23 protein-coding genes and 1 other RNA gene are annotated in these 23,872 nt (G+C 40.6%); 19 read left to right on the top strand and 5 right to left on the bottom strand.

Translation table 11 applies throughout. The annotated features are described in order from the left end of the window. Window positions 1-59: 59 nt before the first annotated feature. From gpsB to tig, 15 genes are all read left to right on the top strand, one after another. Complete coding sequence (gene gpsB / locus LG369_RS06520) at window positions 60-395, top strand: cell division regulator GpsB (protein ID WP_302851808.1); 336 nt, start codon at window positions 60-62, stop codon at window positions 393-395. A gap of 18 nt (window positions 396-413) precedes the next feature. After that, window positions 414-795: RNase P RNA component class B (rnpB, locus tag LG369_RS06515), an RNA gene on the top strand. An 82-nt stretch (window positions 796-877) separates the two neighbouring features. Next, on the top strand, window positions 878-2,056 hold the full coding sequence (locus tag LG369_RS06510; protein WP_225750665.1) for a THUMP domain-containing class I SAM-dependent RNA methyltransferase: 1,179 nt from the start codon (window positions 878-880) through the stop codon (window positions 2,054-2,056). Then, a complete protein-coding gene (gene mapZ / locus LG369_RS06505) occupies window positions 2,049-3,488 on the top strand; it encodes a cell division site-positioning protein MapZ (protein WP_225750664.1) in 1,440 nt (479 codons plus the stop codon). The genes LG369_RS06510 and mapZ overlap by 8 nt, the downstream gene beginning before the upstream one ends. A 76-nt stretch (window positions 3,489-3,564) precedes the next feature. After that, window positions 3,565-4,989: an NADP-dependent phosphogluconate dehydrogenase gene (gene gndA, locus LG369_RS06500; RefSeq protein WP_225750663.1), complete on the top strand. Its 1,425-nt coding sequence runs from the start codon at window positions 3,565-3,567 to the stop codon at window positions 4,987-4,989. Between the two features lie 11 nt (window positions 4,990-5,000). Further along, window positions 5,001-5,690, top strand: coding sequence for a DNA-binding response regulator (locus tag LG369_RS06495; RefSeq protein ID WP_006147978.1), 690 nt, complete (start codon window positions 5,001-5,003; stop codon window positions 5,688-5,690). A gap of 93 nt (window positions 5,691-5,783) precedes the next feature. Then, window positions 5,784-6,701: an N-acetylmuramoyl-L-alanine amidase family protein gene (locus tag LG369_RS06490; RefSeq protein ID WP_225750662.1), complete on the top strand. Its 918-nt coding sequence runs from the start codon at window positions 5,784-5,786 to the stop codon at window positions 6,699-6,701. 122 nt (window positions 6,702-6,823) lie between these two features. Continuing rightward, complete coding sequence (gene mvk, locus LG369_RS06485) at window positions 6,824-7,702, top strand: mevalonate kinase (RefSeq protein ID WP_225750661.1); 879 nt, start codon at window positions 6,824-6,826, stop codon at window positions 7,700-7,702. Then, complete coding sequence (gene mvaD / locus LG369_RS06480; protein ID WP_074324389.1) at window positions 7,684-8,637, top strand: diphosphomevalonate decarboxylase; 954 nt, start codon at window positions 7,684-7,686, stop codon at window positions 8,635-8,637. Before mvk ends, mvaD begins: the two co-directional genes overlap by 19 nt. Beyond that, the gene (locus LG369_RS06475; RefSeq protein ID WP_074324390.1) at window positions 8,624-9,637 is read left to right on the top strand and encodes a phosphomevalonate kinase; all 1,014 of its coding nucleotides are present in this window, start codon (window positions 8,624-8,626) and stop codon (window positions 9,635-9,637) included. The genes mvaD and LG369_RS06475 overlap by 14 nt, the downstream gene beginning before the upstream one ends. Continuing rightward, on the top strand, window positions 9,615-10,616 hold the full coding sequence (gene fni / locus LG369_RS06470; RefSeq protein ID WP_225750660.1) for a type 2 isopentenyl-diphosphate Delta-isomerase: 1,002 nt from the start codon (window positions 9,615-9,617) through the stop codon (window positions 10,614-10,616). The genes LG369_RS06475 and fni overlap by 23 nt, the downstream gene beginning before the upstream one ends. Before the next feature lie 94 nt (window positions 10,617-10,710). After that, the gene (gene liaF, locus LG369_RS06465) at window positions 10,711-11,409 is read left to right on the top strand and encodes a cell wall-active antibiotics response protein LiaF (protein ID WP_049494206.1); all 699 of its coding nucleotides are present in this window, start codon (window positions 10,711-10,713) and stop codon (window positions 11,407-11,409) included. After that, the gene (locus tag LG369_RS06460) at window positions 11,406-12,395 is read left to right on the top strand and encodes a sensor histidine kinase (RefSeq protein ID WP_225750659.1); all 990 of its coding nucleotides are present in this window, start codon (window positions 11,406-11,408) and stop codon (window positions 12,393-12,395) included. The genes liaF and LG369_RS06460 overlap by 4 nt, the downstream gene beginning before the upstream one ends. 18 nt (window positions 12,396-12,413) lie before the next feature. After that, complete coding sequence (locus tag LG369_RS06455) at window positions 12,414-13,046, top strand: response regulator (RefSeq protein ID WP_006147986.1); 633 nt, start codon at window positions 12,414-12,416, stop codon at window positions 13,044-13,046. Window positions 13,047-13,158: 112 nt separating this feature from the next. Then, window positions 13,159-14,442 carry a trigger factor gene (gene tig, locus LG369_RS06450; protein WP_225750658.1) on the top strand — a complete coding sequence of 428 codons (1,284 nt, stop codon included), beginning with the start codon at window positions 13,159-13,161 and terminating at the stop codon, window positions 14,440-14,442. A gap of 45 nt (window positions 14,443-14,487) precedes the next feature. Here tig and LG369_RS06445 read toward each other — a convergent pair whose 3' ends face one another. From LG369_RS06445 to rnhC, 3 genes are all read right to left on the bottom strand, one after another. Continuing rightward, window positions 14,488-16,854 carry an ATP-dependent RecD-like DNA helicase gene (locus tag LG369_RS06445; protein ID WP_225750657.1) on the bottom strand — a complete coding sequence of 789 codons (2,367 nt, stop codon included), beginning with the start codon at window positions 16,852-16,854 and terminating at the stop codon, window positions 14,488-14,490. Window positions 16,855-16,942: 88 nt separating this feature from the next. Then, window positions 16,943-17,557 (bottom strand): signal peptidase I, encoded by a 615-nt coding sequence (gene lepB / locus LG369_RS06440; RefSeq protein ID WP_074324394.1) that lies wholly within the window; start codon window positions 17,555-17,557, stop codon window positions 16,943-16,945. 3 nt (window positions 17,558-17,560) lie between these two features. Further along, on the bottom strand, window positions 17,561-18,442 hold the full coding sequence (gene rnhC, locus LG369_RS06435) for a ribonuclease HIII (RefSeq protein ID WP_225750656.1): 882 nt from the start codon (window positions 18,440-18,442) through the stop codon (window positions 17,561-17,563). Between the two features lie 86 nt (window positions 18,443-18,528). Here rnhC and zapA point away from each other — a divergent pair, with 86 nt between their 5' ends. From zapA to LG369_RS06415, 4 genes are all read left to right on the top strand, one after another. Beyond that, window positions 18,529-18,831: a cell division protein ZapA gene (zapA, locus tag LG369_RS06430; protein WP_004252047.1), complete on the top strand. Its 303-nt coding sequence runs from the start codon at window positions 18,529-18,531 to the stop codon at window positions 18,829-18,831. After that, window positions 18,828-19,376: a CvpA family protein gene (locus LG369_RS06425; protein ID WP_225750655.1), complete on the top strand. Its 549-nt coding sequence runs from the start codon at window positions 18,828-18,830 to the stop codon at window positions 19,374-19,376. The genes zapA and LG369_RS06425 overlap by 4 nt, the downstream gene beginning before the upstream one ends. A 108-nt stretch (window positions 19,377-19,484) precedes the next feature. Then, a complete protein-coding gene (locus tag LG369_RS06420) occupies window positions 19,485-21,821 on the top strand; it encodes an endonuclease MutS2 (RefSeq protein ID WP_225750654.1) in 2,337 nt (778 codons plus the stop codon). Between the two features lie 197 nt (window positions 21,822-22,018). Beyond that, on the top strand, window positions 22,019-22,915 hold the full coding sequence (locus LG369_RS06415) for a TDT family transporter (protein ID WP_225750653.1): 897 nt from the start codon (window positions 22,019-22,021) through the stop codon (window positions 22,913-22,915). A gap of 48 nt (window positions 22,916-22,963) precedes the next feature. Here the strand turns inward: LG369_RS06415 and LG369_RS06410 are convergent, their stop codons facing one another. Both LG369_RS06410 and LG369_RS06405 read right to left on the bottom strand, forming a co-directional pair. Beyond that, window positions 22,964-23,305: a hypothetical protein gene (locus tag LG369_RS06410; RefSeq protein WP_225750652.1), complete on the bottom strand. Its 342-nt coding sequence runs from the start codon at window positions 23,303-23,305 to the stop codon at window positions 22,964-22,966. Window positions 23,306-23,315: 10 nt separating this feature from the next. Then, the gene (locus LG369_RS06405; protein WP_225750651.1) at window positions 23,316-23,858 is read right to left on the bottom strand and encodes a DUF3278 domain-containing protein; all 543 of its coding nucleotides are present in this window, start codon (window positions 23,856-23,858) and stop codon (window positions 23,316-23,318) included. Window positions 23,859-23,872 lie beyond the last annotated feature (14 nt).

The raw sequence follows: 23,872 nt of genomic DNA, 5'->3' as shown, positions 1-23,872 counted from the left end.
TTGCTTTTTGTTTGCCTTTTTTTATATAATAATACTAGTAACTGAGAATGGAGAGAGACATGGCAAGTATTATTTTTACAGCAAAGGATATTTTTGAGCAGGATTTCGGAAGAGAGGTACGTGGATACAGTAAAGCAGAGGTAGATGAATTCTTAGATGACGTTATCAAGGATTATGAAACCTATGCAGCGTTGGTTAAATCATTGCGCTTGGAAGTCGCAGAATTGAAAGAACAATTGGCGAACAAACCTCAAGTGGCACCTGTATCTGTAACGTCTGAGCCTGCTGAGCTTGGAAGTACGACTTCTATGACTAACTTTGATATCTTGAAACGCTTGAATCGTCTTGAAAAAGAAGTATTTGGAAAACAAATCGTAGAAAATTCTGATTTCTAAGAATCATACAGTTGTGCAATTTTTGGATAATCGCGTGGAGAGTTTATCTTTTCATGAGGAAAGTCCATGCTAGCACAGGCTGTGATGCCTGTAGTGTTTGTGCTAGGCGAAACCATAAGCCTAGGGACGAGAAATCGTTACGGCGAGTGAATAGACTAAGTTTTCGGATATGTTTTAGTAGCTCTGAAAGTGCCACAGTGACGAAGTCTCTCTGGAAACAGAGAGAGTGGAACGCGGTAAACCCCTCAAGCTAGCAACCCAAATTTTGGTCGGGGCATGGAGTGCGCGGAAACGAACGTAGTACTCTGACTGCTAGCAGCTTCTAGCTGTTAGTGGTAGACAGATGATTATCGAAAGAAGTGGTCCTAGTCACTTCTGGAACAAAACATGGCTTATAGAAAATTGCATATAGGTTGGGGCTGAGAAATTTTCTCAACCTCATTTTTTAAAGGTGAACAAGAGAAAGGTCTTTAAAGACTGACATGAAACAAACATTTAACTTAATAGCGACTGCTGCAGCAGGCTTAGAGGCTGTTGTAGGTCGGGAAGTGCGTGCACTTGGCTATGATTGTCAAGTTGAGAATGGTCGCGTTCGCTTTGAAGGAGATGTAAAGACAATTATTGAAACCAATTTGTGGCTACGAGCTGCAGATAGGATTAAGATTGTTGTTGGAACTTTCCCTGCAAAAACATTTGAAGAACTTTTTCAAGGAGTTTTTGCCTTAGATTGGGAAAACTATTTACCACTTGGAGCGCGTTTTCCAATTTCAAAGGCAAAGTGTGTCAAATCAAAACTTCATAATGAACCTAGTGTTCAAGCTATCTCTAAAAAGGCAGTTGTCAAGAAATTGCAGAAACATTATGCTCGACCAGAAGGTGTTCCGCTGATGGAAAATGGTCCAGAGTTTAAAATAGAGGTTTCAATTCTTAAAGATGTTGCGACTATCATGATTGACACAAGTGGCTCTAGTCTTTTCAAACGAGGTTATCGTACTGAAAAAGGTGGTGCTCCTATTAAAGAGAACATGGCAGCAGCAATTCTGCAATTATCAAACTGGTATCCTGATAAACCCTTGATTGATCCGACCTGCGGTTCAGGAACCTTCTGTATTGAGGCAGCTATGATTGCTCGTAATATGGCGCCAGGCTTACGCCGTTCCTTTGCTTTCGAGGATTGGAACTGGGTTAGCGACCGGTTAATTCAGCAAATTCGTACGGAAGCTAGCAAGAAGATTAATCGTGAGATTGAACTAGATATCATGGGCTGCGATATTGATGGTCGTATGGTAGAAATTGCGAAGGCAAATGCTCAGGCTGCGGGAGTTTCTAAGGATATCCACTTTAAGCAGATGCGCGTGCAGGATTTGCGAACGGACAAGATCAATGGAGTTATTATTTCGAATCCACCGTATGGAGAACGCTTGTCAGATGATGCAGGAGTAACCAAGCTCTATACTGAGATGGGAGAAGTATTTGCCCCCCTTAAAACATGGAGTAAATTTATCCTGACTAGTGATGAAGCTTTTGAAAGTAAATATGGTAGTCAGGCAGATAAAAAACGGAAACTCTATAACGGTACCTTGAAAGTTGATTTATATCAATATTTTGGTCAACGAGTGAAAAGACAAGATGTCAAATTAGAAAGGAATGCAAATGAGTAAGAAAAGACGTAACCACCATCATAAGGGTGAGCAAGAATCTAAATTTGAATTTGAAGAAGCGAAAGATTTAACGGTTGGTCAGGCCATTCGTAAGAACGAAGAAGTTGAGGCAGGTGTAACTCCAGAAGATACGGTCTTGGACAAATATATTAAACAACATCGTGAAGAAATCGAAGCAGACAAATTTGAAAATTTACAAACGAAAAAAGAGGAGTCTACTCAAAGCTTGGATGATATGATCCAAGAAGTGAGAGAAACTACTGAACAAGAGAATGTGTTAAGTCCGGAAGAGGAAGCAATTGCTCTTGCAGTAGCCACAGATACAACTGAAATCGTTGCCCAAGAAGCCGAAGAAGAGGAAGCGAGAGTTCTCGAGCAACCTTTTAAGGATGAATTGGAAGCTGTGAAAATGGCTGAGGTTGATAACTCCGAAGTTGCAGTGGTCTATGAGGAAAATGAAGATCAACTTCAACCCTTATCTCGTTCTGCTCAAGTAGATGATGAACCACAAAATAAAAAGAAATGGGCAATTTTGTCAGCTATTATTTTAGTAATCCTCTTAATTTTTGGAGGTGGCTATTACGTTTATCGTCAGATTACGCGTTCTTCTCAAGAGCTTCAAACAAAGGCGGCGGATTCAGGTTTGGTAAGCAATCAGTCAGTCTATGAACAATTTAATACGCTCTACGACACGTTTTATACTGATGAAAACAAAACAGCTCTTAAAAATAGCCAGTTTAGTCAACTGAATCAATTGAAGGAACTTCTAGACAAACTTGAAGGAGCGAGAGAACACACTCTGGCTAAATCAAAATACGATAGTCTAGAAACCCAAATAAAAGCTATCCAAGAAGTGAATGCTCAATTTGAAACCCCAGCAATTACAGATGGCGTCTTAGATACAAATGCGAAAATTAAAGTGGATGCTAAATTTACAGATATCAAGACTGGTAATACAGAAATTGATAAACTTCTAGATAAAGCAATCAGCCTTGGTAAGAGTCAATTAGCAAGTACAACAACGGCCTCAACAACAGCAGCAAGCCAGGAAGCGTCAAGCCCAACAACAGAAAGCAGTCCATCTACTTCAACAAGTGATACTGCGGCATCTACTAATAGTGGCTTGTCAAGCGAAGGTGTTAATTTGCAAAGAAGTGTCAGTCGAGTACCGTATAATCAATCTGCTGTAAGTGATAGTAGTAATCCTGCTTGGACTTTTGCAGATGGTGTCCTTGAACGAATACTTGAGACATCCCGTACACGTGGATATATCACTGGAAACCAATATATCTTGGAACCTGTAAATATTGTGAATGGCAATGGATATTACAATCTTTACAAACCAGACGGAACTTATCTCTTCACTCTAAACTGTAAGACAGGATACTTTGTTGGGAATGGTTCTGGCCATGCGGATGATTTAGACTACTAGTCAAATTGTTATAAAATTCTTTCTTTTCACAGATAAACGTGATAAAATAAAACTTATTAAATAAGAGGAGTGTCACATGACAAAAGCAAACTTTGGTGTTGTTGGTATGGCCGTAATGGGTCGTAACCTTGCCCTTAATATTGAATCTCGTGGATACACAGTTGCTATCTATAACCGTAGTAAAGAGAAAACTGAAGATGTGATTGCTTGCCACCCTGATAAAAACTTTGTGCCAAGCTATGATATTGAAAGCTTCGTAAACTCAATTGAAAAACCACGTCGTATCATGCTTATGGTTCAAGCAGGACCTGGTACAGATGCAACCATCCAAGCCCTTCTTCCACATTTGGATAAAGGCGATATCTTGATTGACGGAGGAAATACTTTCTACAAAGATACCATCCGTCGGAACGAAGAGTTGGCAAACTCTGGTATCAACTTTATCGGTACAGGGGTTTCTGGTGGTGAAAAAGGTGCCCTTGAAGGTCCTTCTATCATGCCTGGTGGACAAAAAGAAGCTTATGAATTGGTAGCAGATGTTCTTGAAGAGATCTCTGCAAAAGCACCAGAAGATGGAAAACCATGTGTGACTTACATCGGTCCTGATGGAGCTGGTCACTATGTGAAAATGGTCCACAATGGTATCGAGTACGGTGATATGCAATTGATTGCAGAAAGCTATGACCTCATGCAACACTTGCTTGGCCTTTCAGCTCAAGATATGGCTGAAATCTTTACTGAGTGGAACAAGGGTGAATTGGACAGCTACTTGATCGAAATCACTGCGGATATCCTTGGACGCAAAGACGACGAAGGTCAAGATGGTCCAATCGTAGACTACATCTTGGATGCTGCAGGAAACAAGGGTACAGGTAAATGGACTAGCCAATCAGCACTTGACCTTGGTGTGCCATTGTCTCTTATTACTGAGTCAGTATTTGCGCGCTACATTTCAACTTATAAAGAAGAACGTGTACACGCTAGCAAGGTACTTCCAAAACCAGCCGCTTTCAAATTTGAAGGAGACAAGGCTGAGTTGATTGAAAAGATCCGTCAAGCCCTTTACTTCTCAAAAATCATCTCTTACGCACAAGGTTTTGCGCAATTGCGTGTAGCTTCTAAAGAAAATAACTGGAACTTGCCATTTGCAGATATCGCATCTATCTGGCGCGATGGATGTATCATCCGTTCTCGTTTCTTGCAAAAGATTACAGATGCTTACAACCGTGATGCAGACCTTGCTAACCTTCTTTTGGATGAGTACTTCTTGGATGTAACAGCTAAGTATCAACAATCAGTTCGTGATATCGTAGCTCTTGCTGTTCAAGCAGGTGTACCAGTACCAACCTTCTCAGCTGCCATCACTTACTTTGATAGCTACCGTTCAGCTGACCTTCCAGCAAACTTGATCCAAGCACAACGTGATTACTTTGGTGCCCACACATATCAACGTAAAGACAAAGAAGGAACATTCCACTACTCTTGGTATGACGAAAAATAAGTAGGTCAGCCATGGGGAAACGGATTTTATTACTTGAGAAAGAAAGAAATCTAGCTCATTTTTTAAGTCTGGAACTCCAAAAAGAGCAATACCGAGTTGATCAGGTAGAAGAGGGTCAAAAAGCCCTCTCCATGGCTCTTCAGACTGACTATGACTTGATTTTACTAAATGCTCATCTAGGGGATATGACAGCCCAGGGTTTTGCAGAACAGTTGAGTCGGACTAAGCCAGCTTCGGTTATTATAGTCTTGGACCATCGAGAAGAATTGCAAGACCAACTTGAAACAATCCAGCGTTTCGCTGTTTCATATATCTACAAGCCAGTCATTATTGATGATTTGGTGGCTCGTATTGCAGCAATTTTCCGAGGTCGGGATTTTATCGACCAACACTGTAGTCAAATGAAGGTTCCGACATCCTATCGCAATCTGCGTATGGACGTAGAACATCATACTGTCTATCGTGGTGAGGAAATGATCGCCCTCACACGTCGTGAATATGACCTTTTGGCTACCCTTATGGGAAGCAAGAAGGTTTTAACTCGAGAGCAGTTGCTGGAAAGTGTTTGGAAGTATGAAAGTGCGACCGAAACCAATATCGTGGATGTTTATATCCGTTATCTACGTAGCAAACTTGACGTAAAAGGTCAAAAAAGTTACATTAAAACCGTGCGCGGTGTGGGTTACACCATGCAAGAATAGAAAAGCAGTTACCTTGTGTAATTGTTTTTTTGAAATCATTATATATTGACATATAGTTTAGTCTTTGCTACAATCATTTTGGAGGAAGCAAGAATGAAATTTTTGAAAAAAATGATGCAAGTTGGACTAGCAGTATTTTTCTTTGGTCTGTTAGCAACAAATACAGTATTTGCGGACACTACAGGTGGACAGTTTGTCGATAAGGACAATAGAAAATATTATATAAAAGATGACCATAAAGCAATCTATTGGCATAAAATAGACGGTAAAACTTACTATTTTGGTGATAAAGGAGAAATGGTAGTTGGCTGGCAATATATAGAAATTCCTGGAACAGGTTATCGTGATGATTTGTTAGATAACCAACCAGTTAATGAAATCGATCTTCAACACAAGTGGTACTATTTTGATAAAGATGGCGTACTACAAGAGTTTGTTGGCTGGCAACAATTAGAGGCTAAGTATTCGTTAACTGTTGGCAAAAAGCATGGTGAAGGCTTTGAAGGCCCAGAAGTTCTTAAATTAGCAAACTACTACTTTGATCAAGATCACTCATTAAAAACAGGTTGGCTTTATGATCAGTCTAACTGGTATTACCTAGCAAAAACAGGTTCTTCAGGAAAAGACTACCTTGGTGGAGAAAGACGTGCTGGTTGGATTAACGACAATTCGACTTGGTACTATCTCGATCCAACAACCGCTGCAATGCAAACTGGTTGGCAGTATCTTGGTAACAAGTGGTACTATCTCCGTTCATCAGGTGCTATGGCGACCGGTTGGTATCTAGATGGTTCAACTTGGTATTATTTAGATGCTCAAAATGGTGATATGAAAACTGGCTGGATTTATGTCGATAATACTTGGTATTATCTTCGTTCGTCAGGAGCTATGGTGACAGGCTGGTTCCAAGTTAATGGGAAATGGTACTATGCTTATAGTTCAGGTGCCTTGGCTGTGAATACTACTGTAGGTGGCTACTACGTCAACTATAATGGTGAGTGGGTTCAGTAATGAAAACAAGCGATTGTGAAGGAAACAATCGCTTTTTTTGTGAAAATATAATAAAATAGAAAGGAATAAAGTTCTAAAATTTTATCTAGAAACAGACGCTTTTCGTCTGATAGTAGGATTAAATGACAAAAGAAGTTGGTGTCGGTCAGGCACATAGTAAAATTATTTTAATAGGAGAGCATGCAGTGGTTTACGGCTATCCAGCCATCTCTTTGCCTCTTTTAGAGGTTAAAGTGACTTGTCGGGTGGTTCCAGCAGCGACACCATGGCGTCTTTTTGAAGAGGACACCTTGTCCATGGCAGTTTATGCTTCCCTAGAGTATCTGAATATCAAAGATGCATACATCCGTTGCCAAATCGACTCTGCTATTCCAGAAAAACGTGGAATGGGTTCTTCGGCAGCCATTAGCATTGCGGCTATTCGCGCTGTATTTGATTATTACCAAGCAGAACTACCGCGAGATGTGTTAGAAATTCTGGTCAATCGCGCTGAGATGATTGCCCATATGAATCCTAGTGGATTGGATGCTAAGACCTGCCTTAGTGACCAGCCTATTCGTTTTATCAAGAATGTTGGTTTTGAAGAACTAGCCATGGACTTGTCGGCTTATCTGGTCATTGCAGATACAGGAGTCTATGGACACACTCGTGAAGCTATTCAAGTTGTAGAGAGCAAGGGTAAGGAAGCTTTACCTTTCTTGTATGCACTTGGAGAGTCGACCCAGCAAGCAGAAGAAGCAATAAAGGTAAGAGATGCCGTGATGCTGGGAGAGATTTTAACAAAAGCACATGGAAATCTAAAAGAAATAGGAGTTAGTAGCCTTGAGGCTGATGCCTTGGTGGAAACTGCTCTTCAACATGGAGCTTTAGGTGCTAAGATTAGTGGTGGTGGTTTAGGTGGCTGTATCATAGCCTTAGTAGCCGACTATCACCTAGCTCAAGATTTAGCTGAAAGATTAGAAGAGAAAGGAGCTGTTCAGACATGGATCGAAAGCCTGTAACAGTACGTTCCTATGCCAATATTGCTATTATTAAATATTGGGGAAAGAAGGCAGAAAAAGAGATGGTTCCTGCGACTAGCAGTATCTCTCTGACTTTAGAAAATATGTATACGGAGACGACACTTTCTCCTTTACCAGCAGATGAAACCGCTGATGCCTTTTACATCAATGGTCAGTTGCAAAACGAAGCTGAGCATGACAAGATGAGTAAAATCATTGACCGCTACCGTCCTGAAGGAGCAGGTTTTGTTCGTATCGATACTAAGAACAATATGCCAACAGCAGCAGGCCTTTCTTCAAGTTCCAGTGGTTTATCTGCCTTGGTCAAAGCTTGTAACGCATTTTTCCAACTTGGGCTGAATCGCAGAGAATTGGCCTTGGAAGCTAAGTTTGCATCGGGTTCTTCATCTCGTAGTTTTTATGGCCCCTTGGCAGCCTGGGACAAGGATAGTGGAGAGATTTATCCTGTTGAAACTGACTTGAAACTAGCTATGATTATGTTGGTCTTGGAAGACCAGAAAAAACCAATTTCCAGTCGAGATGGGATGAAACTTTGTGTCGAAACTTCTACGACTTTTGATGAGTGGATTCGTCAATCTGAACAAGATTACAAGGATATGTTAGTCTACCTCAAGGAGAATGACTTTAAGAAAGTTGGAGAATTAACAGAGAAAAACGCCTTGGCTATGCATGCTACGACAAAAACTGCAACTCCATCCTTCTCTTATCTGACAGATGCTAGTTATGAGGCTATGGATTTTATTCGTCAGCTTAGAGAACAAGGAGAATCTTGCTACTTTACCATGGATGCGGGCCCTAATGTCAAGGTTCTTTGCTTGGAAGAGGACTTGGAACATTTATCAGAACTTTTAGGTCAACGCTATCGCTTAATCGTTTCAAAAACAAAGGATTTGAGCCAAGATGACGATTGTTAAAACTTGTGGGAAGCTCTATTGGGCTGGGGAGTATGCCATTTTAGAACCAGGACAGTTGGCGCTAATAAAAGCTATTCCCATCTATATGACGGCTGAGATTAAAGCGTCTAATAATTATCGACTCTACTCAGATATGTTTTCCTATAGTGTAGACTTGCGACCGGATTCTTCATATGCCTTGATTCAAGAAACAGTTGCCTTGGTGGAGGAGTATCTAACTGCCCAAGGAGTTGAACTGCAGCCTTTTTCTTTAGAGATTCGTGGGAAAATGGAGCGTGAGGGGAAGAAATTTGGCCTAGGTTCTAGTGGCAGTGTGGTTGTTTTGGTCATCAAGGCCATGCTTGCCTTCTATGAAAGATTAGCTGACAGAGAACTCTTGTTTAAATTGGCGAGTGCTGTACTTCTTAAACGTGGGGACAATGGCTCCATGGGGGACATTGCCTGTATCGTATCAGAAAACCTCGTCCTCTATCAGTCATTTGACCGTGAGAAAGTGGCAGATTGGCTAGAAAAAGAAGATTTGCAGGCTGTATTAGCACGTGACTGGGGCTTTTCTATTAGGAGTGTTGAACCGGTCTTGACATTTGACTTTCTGGTTGGTTGGACCAAGGAAGTGGCTGTATCAAGTCACATGGTCAAGCAAATCAAGGATAATATGAACTCTAGCTTTTTACAGGCTTCAAAAGAAACAGTAGCTAACTTGGTAAAGGCTTTGGAGGTAGGTCAAGAAGAAACCATTATTGACTTGCTGGAACAAGCCAGCCAACTTTTAGAAGGCTTGAGTTCAGATATTTACACACCTTCGCTCAGGCAATTAAAAAATGCCAGCCAAGACTTGAAAGCTGTTGCTAAGAGCAGTGGTGCTGGTGGTGGAGACTGTGGGATTGCACTTAGCTTTGACCAAGATTCGACCACATTACTGAAAAAACGCTGGGCTGATTTAGGAATTGAGCTCTTGTATCAAGAAAGGATGGGACATGACGACAAATCGGAAGGATGAACACATCCGCTATGCCCTTGAACAAAACAGTACTTATAATAGTTTTGATGAAGTTGAACTGATTCATTCTTCGCTACCCTTATATGACTTAGATGAAATTGATCTTTCGACAGAATTTGCAGGGCGAAAATGGGATTTCCCCTTTTATATCAATGCCATGACGGGTGGAAGCGATAAGGGGAGAGAAATCAATCAAAAGCTGGCTCAGGTGGCTGAAGCCTGTGGGATTTTATTTGTAACGGGTTCCTACAGTGCTGCTCTCAAGGATCCTTCAGATGTCTCTTTTTCAGTCAAAACTAGTTACCCTGACCTCCTTCTTGGAACCAATATTGGCTTAGACAAACCTGTAGAACTAGGTCTACAAACAGTAAAAGAGATGAATCCCCTTCTATTACAAGTTCATGTTAATGTCATGCAGGAATTGCTCATGCCAGAAGGTGAGCGTAAATTTAGGTTATGGCAACATAATCTGAAAGATTATGTTGAGCAAATCTCTGTACCGCTTGTTTTAAAAGAAGTCGGCTTTGGCATGGATGTGAAAACCATTGCTAAGGCTTATGAGATGGGAATACGAACCGTTGATTTGTCTGGTCGTGGGGGAACGAGCTTTGCCTATATCGAAAACCGTCGCAGTGGTCAACGTGACTACCTCAATGATTGGGGTCAATCGACCATGCAAGCTCTTCTGAATGCCCAAGACTGGAAAGACAAGATGGAACTTTTAGTTAGTGGAGGAGTTCGCAATCCACTAGATATCATCAAATGCTTGGTGTTTGGAGCCAAGGCAGTTGGGCTTTCACGCACCATGTTAGAGTTGGTTGAAAATTACTCTGTTGATGTCGTTATTTCCATTGTTGAAAGCTGGAAGGAAGACCTACGTCTAATCATGTGTGCCCTTAATTGTGCAAAAATTGAGGATTTGCAGCAGGTCGACTATCTCCTTTATGGAAAATTAAAAGAAGCAAAAGATCAACTATAAGGAGGTCGGGATTTTAGTCCCGGTCTCTTTATCATTCCTCAGACGGATGTGACTTTTGGGATTTGTGATACAATTAAATGGAGAGGACGGATACATGCGAAAATTCCAAATTTTTCTATTTATTGAAGCTTGTTTATTGACAGGAGCTCTGATTATGATGGTATCAGAGCATTTTTCCCGTTTTCTACTGATATTGCTCTTGTTTTTACTGCTGATTCGATACTATACTGGAAGACAGGGGAATAACTTCATTTTAGTGGCGGTGAGCATCCTATTTTTCTTTATCATCATGCTCAATCCCTTTGTCATTTTAGCTATCTTTGTAGCTCTGATTTACAGCCTATTCTTGCTTTATCCTATGATGAACCAAGAAAAAGAAGATACCAATCTGGTTTTTGAGGAAGTAGTGACGGTAAAGAGGGAGAAAAATCGCTGGTTTGGGAATCTTCATCACTTCTCAAGCTACCAGACTTGCCGCTTTGATGATATCAATCTTTTTCGTCTCATGGGGAAGGATACCATTCATCTAGAACGTGTGATTTTAAGTAATCATGATAATGTCATCATCTTGAGAAAACTAGTCGGCACAACTAGAATTATTGTACCAGTGGATGTGGAAGTCAGTCTAAGCGTCAATTCTCTGTACGGAGATTTAACCTTCTTTGACCAGCCTAAGCGAGCTTTGCGCAATGAACAATTCCATCAAGAAACCAGAGACTATCTCAAGAGTCCCAAGAGTGTTAAGATTCTTTTGACAACTATGGTTGGAGATGTTGAGGTGGTGAGAGGATGAAAAAACAACCCTATATTTTAATTGGTCTCACCTCTTTTCTCTTTGTCGCTTTTCTATTTCGAAGCATTTTTAAAGTCTTGGATTTGGAATGGACTTCTCTCTTCCAAGATTTAGAGAAGACAGAAAAAGTCCTATTTCTAGCTTTGATGTTTAGTCTTGCTCTAGCCTTTTTATTGGTCTTGTTTTGGACAATGGTTGATGAAATTTCAAGAAGAAGAATCCAAGCAAATCTTAAACGTCTGCTAACTGGTAAAGATATTAAAAGCCTTGGAGATGCTGATTTAGACGCAAGTTTTAGAAACTTGTCAGGCAAGCTTGGTTTATTGACAGAAGCCATTCAAAAAGCGGACAATCAAGCCTTGATCAAGGAAGAAGTGATTATTGAAAAGGAGCGCAAGCGAATCGCGCGTGACTTGCATGATACGGTTAGCCAAGAAATTTTTGCTGCCCATATGATTTTATCAGGACTCAGTCAACAAGCTTCCAGATTAGACAAAGAGAAGATGCAGACACAACTCCAGAGTGTAACAGCTATTTTAGAGACAGCCCAAAGAGATTTGCGTATCCTACTCTTGCATTTGCGTCCTATTGAACTGGAACAAAAGAGTCTAGTTGAGGGGATTCAGTTGCTTCTCAAAGAGCTTGAAGAAAAAAGTGAACTCAAAGTCAGTTTTAAATATCAGGTAGACGAATTGCCTAAAAAGATTGAGGAGCATGTCTTTCGTATTGTCCAAGAATTGATTAGTAACACTCTCCGTCATGCCCAAGCTTCTTGTCTAGATGTTTATCTTTATCAAACGGAAACAGGCTTGCAGTTAAAGGTAGTAGACAACGGTCTCGGTTTTCAGTTAGATGATGTTGATGAACTGAGCTATGGACTGCGCAATATCAAAGAACGAGTGGAAGATATGGCAGGGAGCATACAACTACTAACAGCACCCAAGCAAGGTTTGGCAGTGGATATTCGGATCCCCTTGCTTGATTGACGAACAAAAGGAAATAAAATGAAACTATTATTAGTAGATGACCACCAAATGGTGCGACTTGGTTTAAAAAGTTATTTTGAACTACAAGATGATGTAGAGGTTGTTGGAGAAGCAACTAATGGAGCAGAAGGGATTTCCATGGCCTTGGAGCTTCGTCCAGATGTGATCGTCATGGATATTGTTATGCCTGAAGTCAACGGAATTGACGCAACTCTAGCTATTCTCAAAGAATGGCCAGAGGCTAAAATTTTGATTGTGACTTCTTATCTAGACAATGAAAAAATCATGCCAGTCTTAAATGCTGGGGCTAGGGGTTATATGCTCAAGACATCAAGTGCCGATGAATTGTTCCATGCTGTTCAAAAGGTGGCAGCTGGAGAGCTAGCGATCGAACAAGAGGTGAGTAAGAAAGTAGAATACCACCGCAATCATATGGAACTTCACGAAGAATTAACTGCGCGAGAACGCGATGTCCTTCAACTGATTGCCAAGGGCTATGAAAATCAGCGCATTGCAGATGAGCTCTTTATCTCCCTTAAGACAGTCAAGACCCATGTCTCCAATATCCTAGCCAAACTTGAGGTCAGTGATCGTACCCAGGCAGCAGTTTATGCTTTTCAACATCATCTGGTGGGTTCTGATGAATTTTAAGGGATATAGGATGTAACTGAAGCATGGACGAAAAGCGCATCCATTACTTGAAAAAGTTCGCTACTATGTGGTATAATGGACTGTATTAAAAATTTTAAGGAGAAATGACAGAATGTCTGTATCATTTGAAAACAAAGAAACAAACCGTGGTGTCTTGACTTTCACTATCTCTCAAGACCAAATCAAACCAGAATTGGACCGTGTATTTAACTCAGTAAAGAAAACTCTTAACGTTCCAGGTTTCCGTAAAGGTCACCTTCCACGTCCTATCTTCGACCAAAAATTTGGTGAAGAAGCACTTTACCAAGATGCAATGAACGCTCTTTTACCAGACGCTTATGAAGCAGCTGTTAAAGAAGCTGGTCTTGAAGTAGTTGCTCAACCAAAAATTGACGTAACTTCTATGGAAAAAGGTCAAGATTGGGTTATCACTGCTGAAGTTGTTACAAAACCTGAAGTAAAATTGGGTGAATACAAAAACCTTGAAGTATCAGTTGATGTAGATAAAGAAGTAACTGACGCTGATGTTGAAGAGCGTATCGAACGTGAACGCAACAACTTGGCTGAATTGGTAATCAAAGAAGGTGCTGCTGAAAACAGCGACACTGTTGTTATCGACTTTGTTGGTTCTATCGACGGTGTTGAATTTGATGGCGGAAAAGGTGAAAACTTCTCACTTGGACTTGGTTCAGGTCAATTCATCCCTGGTTTCGAAGACCAATTAGTTGGACATTCAGCTGGTGAAACTGTTGACGTTATCGTAACATTCCCAGAAGACTACCAAGCAGAAGATCTTGCAGGTAAAGAAGCTAAATTCGTAACAACTATCCACGAAGTTAAAGCTAAAGAAGTTCCAGCTCTTGACGATGAACTAGCAAAAGATATCGACGAAGAAGTTGAAACTCTTGACGAATTGAAAGAAAAATACCGCAAAGAATTAGCTGCTGCTAAAGAAGAAGCATACACTGATGCCGTTGAAGGTGCAGCAATCGATAAAGCAGTTGAAAACGCTGAAATCGTAGAACTTCCAGAAGAAATGATCCACGAAGAAGTTCACCGCTCAGTAAATGAGTTCCTTGGAAACTTGCAACGTCAAGGTATTAACCCTGACATGTACTTCCAAATCACTGGAACTACTCAAGAAGACCTTCACAAACAATACGAAGCAGAAGCTGAGTCACGCACTAAGACTAACCTTGTTATCGAAGCAGTTGCGAAAGCTGAAGGATTTGACGCTACTGAAGAAGAAATCCAAAAAGAAATCGAGCAATTGGCTGCAGATTACAACATGGAAGTTGCCCAAGTACAAAGCTTGCTTTCAGCAGATATGTTGAAACACGATATCACAATCAAGAAAGCTGTTGAATTGATCACAAGCACTGCAACAGTAAAATAATCTGAAAAGATAAAAAACCACCGGGTTCGGTGGTTTTTTTGTGCTTTATTTTCCGAAAAACTCATCAAGGTCATCTTGACTAATTCCAATCATAGCTGGAATACTAGTCCAGTTTTCTTCAGTTAGGATATAAGGTTGATGTGGATCAATCTGGTTTTCTGTTTCAAGAATTGGCTCATTTACTTCTTGAGAGCTTTCAGTTAAGTCGCTGAAACGTTCAATCAGATAGGTTTTTCGAGCAGTTCCGATATGTTTAGTCGCATAATCAAAGGCTTGAAGTTCACCGAGTAGAATGAGTTTGCTTTTAGCCCGAGTAATAGCAGTGTAGATGAGGTTGCGCTCCAGCATACGCTTGCTAGCGCTGGTGATGGGAAGAAAGACAACTGGGAATTCACTTCCTTGAGATTTATGGATACTCATGGCGTAGGCAAGACGAATTTTATACCATTCGTTGCGTGGATAGACGACTTCGTTCCCATCAAAATCAATCATCATCTCATCTTGTTTGGACTCAGTGTATTTTCCAGGAATGAGGTCCGTGATGTAGCCTAGGTCTCCGTTAAAAACGTTGACTTCTGCATCGTTAACCAAATGAATGACCTTATCTCCACTACGATACTGAAACTGACTTGCTTCAAAACTAATCTGTCCCTTTTGAAGAGGATTGAGTAGTTCTTGCATGAGTTGATTGATGGCATCGATTCCTGCTGTACCACGATACATAGGAGCTAGAACTTGGATGTCTCGTGCAGGGATGCCACTTCTGATGGCAGCGTCTAGGATTTTTTCAATGGTCGCTGGGATCTGGTTACTAGCGATTTCAAAGTAGGAACGGTCTGCTTTTTTCTGAGTGAAATCTGCAGGTAAAATTCCCTGACGAATCTGACTCGCAAGTGTGACAATGGTTGATTCTTCGCTCTGGCGGTAGATTCGTTCCAAGCGTGTTTGCGGAATACTTGGAATCTGGAGCAAATCAGCTAGAACTTGACCTGGGCTAACCGAAGGCAACTGATCACTATCTCCTACGATGAGAATTTTACTAGTAGAGGAAATATTTGAGAAGAGTTGATTGGCTAGCCAAGTATCTACCATTGAGAACTCATCTACGATGATAAAATCAGCATCTAGATAATCTTCTAAATGGCTAGTGTCGTCATCTCCAGTCATACCCAAGTGGCGGTGAATGGTTGCACTTGGCAAGTCTGTTAGCTCATTCATGCGACGAGCCGCACGACCAGTTGGAGCAGCAAGGAGAATCGGTAGATTACTTTTCTTTCGAAGGTCCAGTCCTTCTAATAGAGCATAGACGGCAATAATCCCATTGATAACAGTGGTTTTTCCAGTACCAGGTCCGCCGGTCAGGATAAAGACCTTGTTTTGGATAGAATCGCAGATTGCCTGTTTTTGAATGGCATCGTATTGGATGCCTAATTCTTCCTCAACAATTGCGATCTGCTCCTGGATGATTTCTGTTTCTTGTTTATCGTTTTCTTCTTTTTCAAGGATACGAATGAGGTGATTGTGAATCCCTTCCTCTGCAAAAAAGAGACTGTTATCAAAGATTTTGGTGTCAACTTGTTGGACTTTTTCTTCTTCTATGAGATTGGACAATTCTTGAGCAAGTTGACTTGGTTCCAGTTCTACAGGACGTGAGGATTCCAGTAGATTTAGAGTCTTTTCTAATAAGTCTCTAGCTTCAACATAAGTATCCCCACTTTCCATACAAGCGTTTAAAAGGCTATGAATGATTCCTGCTCGGAAACGTTCAGGTGCTTGGCTTTCAATGCCCAATTCTTGTGCTAATTGGTCAGCGATGGTAAAGCCTAAGCCCTTGATATCTTCTACCAACTGGTAGGGATAATTTTCAACGATATCAATAGTTTCCTCTTTGTAGGTATCCTGAATTTGAATAGCTAATTTATTAGGAATGCCATAGTTGGCAAGCTTGGCCAAGATCATTTCAGTCCCGTAGTTGAGACGGAGTGAAGATACAAAGGCCTCACGACTTTTAGAAGACAGCCCTGATATAGTTTTGAGTTTCTCAGGATGCTCTAGGATTTCATCGATGGTATTTTCTCCATAGAGTTCCACAATCTTCTGAGCAGTTTTGAGCCCAATCCCTTTGAAATGGCTACTAGAGAAATACTTAACTAAGCCCTTGCTAGTCGGTTTTGCTCTTTCATAACGGGTAATTTGTAGTTGCTCTCCGTATTTGGAGTGTTGGACAATCTGGCCCCAAAAAGTGTACTCTTCGCCCTCAATGACATCAGCCATAGTTCCTGTAACAATGATTTCGAAATCATCAAAGTCCTCAGCATTGGTATCCTCTATATCTAAAAGGAGAATACGGTAAAAGTTGCTGACATTTTCAAAAATAATACGTTCAATCGTACCTGTAAAATAAACTTCCATATAATTCCTTTACATTTCTGAATGAAATCTATCATTCAGAATAGAATGAGAAGAGGCTGAGATTAGTATTCTCGGCCTCTTAGTGATATTAGACTGTTCCAATACGTTTGAGTGGCCAAAAACGGAATTTTGCCTCTCCAATGATATCTTTTGCTTTAAAAGTACCAACATGTCGGCTATCACTAGATACCAGACGGTCATCACCAAGTAGGAGGTATTGCCCCTCTGGAACAGTGAAGGTGAAACTAGTGTTGTAATTTACATCTAAGGTGAAAGCTTGAGCTTTTTCAGCAATGCTTCTGAAATACTCGCCTTTTTTTCCATCCCAACCTTCTCCAGTATAGGTAGATTGGAGTTTATCCTCTTTAAATCGTTTGAGGTATTCTGCCAAATATGGTTCATCAGTTTCTTGACCATTGATATAAAGTTTGTCGTTTTCAAAACGTACGGTATCACCCGGTGTACCGACAACACGCTTAACGATATCCTTGTTTCCGTCGTCCTCATGGGCAACTACGATATCGAAGCGATTGATAGGGAGGTGTTTGACAACAAAGAGGATTTCTCCATCAGCTAGAGTAGGGTCCATAGAGTGTCCTTCTACACGCACATTACTCCAAAGAAAGATACGACTAAGCCCTACTAGTGCGATAAGTAGGAAGATAATTCCCCATTCTTTTAAAAAATTTATAATGTATTTCATAATTTACCTTTCTAGCATTTTTTTTGCTTTTTCAGTATTTTTAAAGTGTAGTTTGGCGCAGAAGTTAAGGCCCTTCATTCCATATGCTTGTAAAATTTGACTGGCTACCTTATCAGAAGCAGCACCAGCACCACTTGGAAGTTGATATCCTAACTCTCGTCCTAAGTTTTCAAGATTTTCTAGGAAGAGATCACGCGCAATAATGGAGCTAACTGCAACAGCCAAGTACTTGCCCTCAGCTTTTTCCTCTAGCGTGACTGGATTAGGAAAATGATTGGCTTCATTTTTTAGATACTTATCATAGTTCTGTGAGCTGGTAAAGGCGTCAATAACAATTTTCTCAGGCTCAACTCCCTTTTGAAGGAGGAGAAAGATTGCTTGATTGTGAAGAGCTACCTTAACAGAAACGGCGTTGTAGCGCTCACCGATGACTTCGTTATACTTACTTGGCGAAAGAAGGAGTGCTTGATGCTGAATCTTCTCCTTAAGAAGGGAAGCAAGCTGACGAATCTTTTGGTCAGTTAGTGTTTTAGAATCTCCAACCCCGAGTTTTCGTAAAAAGTCATGTTGATCAGGAGTTACAAATGACGCCACTACAGCCAGACCACCGAAGTAGGAACCATTTCCAACCTCATCTGTTCCAATCAAGGGGAAATTTTGCCCGCTAACTATTTGTTCTACTTGATAACCAAAAAAGCTAGCATAGCTTTCAGCGGCTTCTCCTTGCAAGAGGATTTTCCCAGATGTATAGACGGAAACACTAGCTTGCGGAAGTTTTAAAAAGTAGCGAATATAGGGATTTTTACTAGGAGTGAGTGCATGTTCATGCTTTTGAATAAATGCATGAATTTCCTTTTCACTCGGAGTTAATGTGATACTTGCCATAGTCTCTATTGTACCATAAAAACGCTAGAATTGGTAAAAACTGACAAACTAAGTGAAATTTGGTATAATATCGTGAGGTGAATTTTATGGCAAATTTAAATCGATTCAAGTTTACATTTGGGAAAAAAACATTAACGCTGACAACTGAACATGACAATCTTTTCATGGAGGAGATTGCTAAAGTTGCGACGGAAAAGTATGAAGCAATCAAAGAACAAATGCCTGGAGCTGATGATGAGACAGTAGCTATTCTCTTAGCGGTTAACTGCTTGTCAACACAGCTCAGCCGTGAGATTGAATTTGATGATAAGGAGCAAGAGTTAGAATCGCTCCGTTATAAAGTGGTTGCGGCTAAACAAGAGCAGAGTAAGATTGAGGATTCCCTATGATTTCCATTCTACTCTTATTAATCCTTGCTTGGAGCTTTTATATTGGCTACCGCAGAGGAATTATTTTACAAGCATATTATCTTGTAGCAACGATTGTCTCAGCTTATTTTGCAAGCAAATATTACCTAGCTTTAGGACAGAAGTTCAATTTATTAATCCCTTATGCTAATCCGCAGGAAGGACAGGGAACTTTCTTTTTCCCACCCAATCAACTTTTCCAACTAGATAAAGTTTTTTATGCAGGTGTCGGCTTCCTCTTAGCCTTTACGATTTTTTACTGCATTGGCCGTTTGTTTGGTCTTTTTCTAAACCTAGTACCAAGTGAGATACTTGATGGGAAATACTACCGTATCGGTGCGGGTGTGCTATCAATCGGTGTGACCTTGTTTGTCCTCCAGATGATGCTAACGATTCTCTCGACTGTGCCATTACAAATTGTTCAAAATTCACTTGAAAATAGCTTTGTAGCTAGACATATCATCCAAAGCATTCCATTCACAACTAGTTTCATTAAACAGCTTTGGGTTACTAAAATAATCGGATAAAAGGGCGGGAACTATTCCTAGCCTTTTGTTTACAATTTTGAAAAGTAAGAGATTGATTTAAAGAGTTGAAAATAAGAAAAGCCATAACTTTTATACTAAGGAAATAAGATGAATACAAAAATACTAGAAACGTTAGAATTTAACAAGGTCAAGGCTTTATTTGAACCTCATCTTTTGACGGAACAAGGACTAGAACAGTTAAAAGAGCTAGTCCCAACAGATAAAGCTGATAAAATTAGACAGGCCTTTGCAGAAATGAAGGAGATGCAAGAACTCTTTGTTGAGCATCCTCATTTCAGCATTTCCGCAACAAAAGATATTGCGGCTACCTGTAAACGTTTGGAGATGGGTGCTGATCTCAACATAGAGGAATTTCTCCTTCTCAAACGTGTCATATTTGCCAGCCGTGAACTGAAAAATTTCTATGATAATCTTGAAAATGTACGCTTGGACCACTTGGCAAATTGGTTTGAGAAACTTCATGATTTCCCACATCTACAGGGCAATCTCCAGGCCATCAATGAAGCTGGATTTATTGAGAATTTTGCTAGTGAGGAACTAGCACGAATCCGTCGTAAAATCCATGATAGCGAGAGCCAAGTTCGTGACGTCTTGCAAGACCTTCTCAAACAAAAGGCTCAGATGTTGACTGAAGGCATCATCGCTAGTAGAAATGGTCGCCAGGTTCTTCCTGTCAAAAATACCTATCGTAATAAGATTGCCGGTGTGGTTCATGATATTTCTGCCAGCGGGAACACTGTCTATATCGAACCGCGTGAAGTAGTCAAGCTGAGTGAGGAAATCGCCAGTCTTCGTGCAGATGAACGATATGAGATGATGCGTATCCTTCAGGAACTCTCTGAACGAGTAAGACCGCATGCAGCTGAAATCGCAAATGATGCCTGGATTATTGGACATTTAGACTTGATTCGGGCTAAGGTTCGCTTTATCCAAGAGACAGGATCAGTAGTTCCTCAAGTCTCTGAGGACCAGGAGATTCAACTCCTCCATGTTCGCCATCCCTTGGTGCAAAATGCTGTTGCTAATGATGTACACTTTGGTAAGGATCTAACAGCCATCGTTATCACTGGTCCCAATACGGGTGGTAAGACCATTATGCTTAAAACCTTAGGTTTGACGCAATTGATGGCTCAGTCAGGTTTGCCGATTTTGGCGGATAAGGGAAGTCGTGTGGGGATTTTTGAGGAAGTCTTTGCGGATATTGGAGACGAACAATCCATCGAACAAAGTCTTTCAACCTTCTCTAGTCACATGACTAATATTGTTGATATTCTTGGTAAGGTCAATCAAAACTCGCTTTTGTTGCTAGATGAGCTTGGAGCAGGAACAGATCCCCAAGAAGGTGCAGCCCTTGCCATGTCTATCCTAGAAGACTTGCGTTTGCGTCAGGTCAAGACTATGGCAACCACTCACTATCCTGAACTCAAGGCCTATGGGATTGAAACGGCTTATGTTCAAAATGCCAGCATGGAGTTTGATACAGCTAGCTTGCGCCCGACCTATCGCTTTATGCAGGGAGTACCTGGTCGAAGCAATGCCTTTGAGATTGCTAAACGTCTAGGGTTGTCAGATGTCATTGTAGGCGATGCTAGCAAGCAGATTAATCAAGACAATGATGTCAATCGTATTATTGAGCAATTGGAAGAGCAGACGCTTGAAAGCCGTAAACGTCTTGAGAATATTCGCCAGGTCGAGCAAGAAAACCTCAAGATGAACCGTGCGCTTAAAAAACTCTACAATGAGCTCAATCGTGAGAAGGAAACAGAACTCAATAAGGCGCGTGAGCAAGCTGCGGAGATTGTTGAATTGGCTCTAGTTGAGAGTGATGATATTCTTAAAAATCTTCACAGTAAATCTCAACTAAAACCACATGAAATTATCGAAGCCAAGGCCAAACTCAAGAAGTTAGCACCTGAAAAAGTAGATCTTTCTAAAAACAAGGTCCTCCAAAAGGCTAAGAAAAAACGAGCTCCAAAAGTTGGGGATGATATCATCGTTTTAAGCTATGGTCAACGAGGTACCTTGACTAATCAACTCAAGGATGGTCGCTGGGAAGCTCAAGTTGGCTTGATTAAGATGACGCTTGAAGAAAAAGAGTTTGACTTAGTACAAGCTCAACAAGAAGCGCCAGTCAAGAAAAAACAAGTTAACGTGGTCAAGCGTGCTGCTGGTAAAGCACCGCAGGCTAGACTTGATCTTCGTGGCAAACGCTATGAGGAGGCTATGGAAGCCTTGGATGCCTTTATCGACCAAGCCCTGCTCAACAACATGGCCCAAGTGGACATCATCCATGGTATCGGTACAGGAGTCATCCGTGAAGGAGTAACCAAATATCTCCAAAGAAACAAGCAAGTCAAGAGCTTTGGCTATGCGCCACAAAATGCAGGTGGTTCTGGAGCGACTATCGTAACCTTTAAAGGCTAACCAAGCTATAGAATGAAATGTCAAAAGAGTACCTATCACTTGATAGGTACTTTTTTGATGAATTTATTTTAATCATTATTGTTAGTGAGTATTTTAAAAGGGGACAATCGTTTTATAGCCAAAAAAATTTATGAAGCCTTGTCTAGCTGAGCTTTATTTATGCTATACTGATAGTAACGTCATTTTCGGAGGTTGGTATGAAAAAACTCCCCTTAGCCTTTTCAGGTTGCTTATTGGGATTGGCTGGCGCAGGAAATCTCATCTTGGATATTTTTCCGCTTTTATCACACATCTTTAGTTTGTCAGGCTTGATTTTATGGTTTTATTTTTTGGTGAGCCACCTCAATAACTGGCATGAAAGTAAGCAAGAATTAAAGAAAGCCCCTGTTTTGTCAGGAATGGCAACCTTTCCCATGGCAGGGATGATTTTATCAACTTATTTGCTACGAGAGTTACCTATGAGCTTGAGCATTGTTGCACAGATTCTCTGGTGGTTTGCTTTTCTTCTAGATGTTTACCTCATCTTATACTTTACAAAGAACTATGCATTGGTTAAACAAAGGGCCAGTGCAACACCAACTTGGACGGTTCTTTATGTAGGAATAGCAGTAGCAAGTTTGACCTACCCGGTAGTGGGCATTGTTGGGATTGCCTATGGAGCTTGGATTTTTGGTTTTATCTTAACTCTTATCCTTTACCCTCTAATTTATCAAGATTTGAGGAAAAATCCATTACCGCTCGCTTTGCTGGGGCAAGAAGGAATTTATTGTGCTCCATTTTCTCTCCTTTTGGCAGCATTAGTGAGAGTAGGAGGATACAGTCTTCCTAGTTGGATTTTACTAGTTATGATCCTTGCATCACAGACCTTCTTTTTCTTTGTCCTTAGTCGCTTGCCAAGGATTTTAAAACAAGGTTTCCAACCAGCCTTCTCAGCCCTAACCTTTCCAACCATCATCACAGCAACTTCATTGAAAATGTCCCAAGGCATTCTGCAGTTTCCGGTCCTCAACCTCCTCGTTTGGTTAGAGATTATCATTTGTTTAACAATCCTCATCTACGTATTAGTAGAGTATATACGATATTTAAGGAACTAAAAGAACCCCTAGCACGGAGAAGTGTTAGGGGGGTGATTTTTAGAGCGATTAATAACATTCTTTTTGCTTAAATTCTTTAAAGAGTTGATAGAGAGTATAGAAGTAGACCAAACTAAAAATGATACAGATGGTTAGAAATAGGAGATATCTCCAATCCATAGAATTCGTAATTAGTTGTGGGAGAGATACGAGGATAAAGCAGAGAGATGCGTTTAAGAGGCGTATTTTTTTTGATGTGATTTTCTGAAACCTTTGTCCCTTATTCAAGACCGGAAGGGCTAAAAGGAAGACTATCAGAAAAGGACGCGTAACTTGACCATAAACTAGGAAAAAGGTAACAAAGATGCTGACCAAAATATGACTGAGAATTAAAGTTTGTAATGATTTCATAAGTTTCCTCCTAATAGTCGTCTTGATTTTCTTTGGCTTTTCGGATGCGAAGCCAGACAACAAGTTGCATCATTAATCCGAAAAAGAAGGCTGCGAAAAGAATTGATGTGAAATGACCTAGATTGAAAAGAGAGGCGAAATAGTCCTTGCTATCATCTGTTAAGACATTGAGAAGTGGCATGCCAAAGAACATCAAAACTCCATAGATAAGTCCAGCTTTAAGGCCAGGGTAGCGCAATTGTTTTTGTTCTTTCTGGCTCAATATATCAGGGTCGATAGCAGTAATACCTGTTTTTTTAGTTTGAATGCTGACATAGATAGCACAAACTATAGAAACCAGAAAAATGATGATTGGATATCCAAACGCGACGATTTGTGGATATTTATAAGCAAGGACAAAGGGAATGAGATTGCCAAAAATCATGAGATAAAAGAGAACCATAAAGATTTTATTTCCGATGCGGTCAGCCTCACGTTGCTTGTGTTCATCAAGTGGTCCAGAAATACCATATGTGCGTTTGATCAGTTTTTCAGTGAAGGTTTCTTTTTTCATTTTTTCTCCTTTTA

Source organism: Streptococcus sp. Marseille-Q4154 (genome assembly GCF_916700545.1).
Classification (GTDB): Bacteria; Bacillota; Bacilli; order Lactobacillales; family Streptococcaceae; genus Streptococcus; species Streptococcus infantis_I.
The sequence above is the reverse complement of the archived record's forward strand: the minus strand, read 5'-3'. Positions and strand labels throughout refer to the sequence as shown.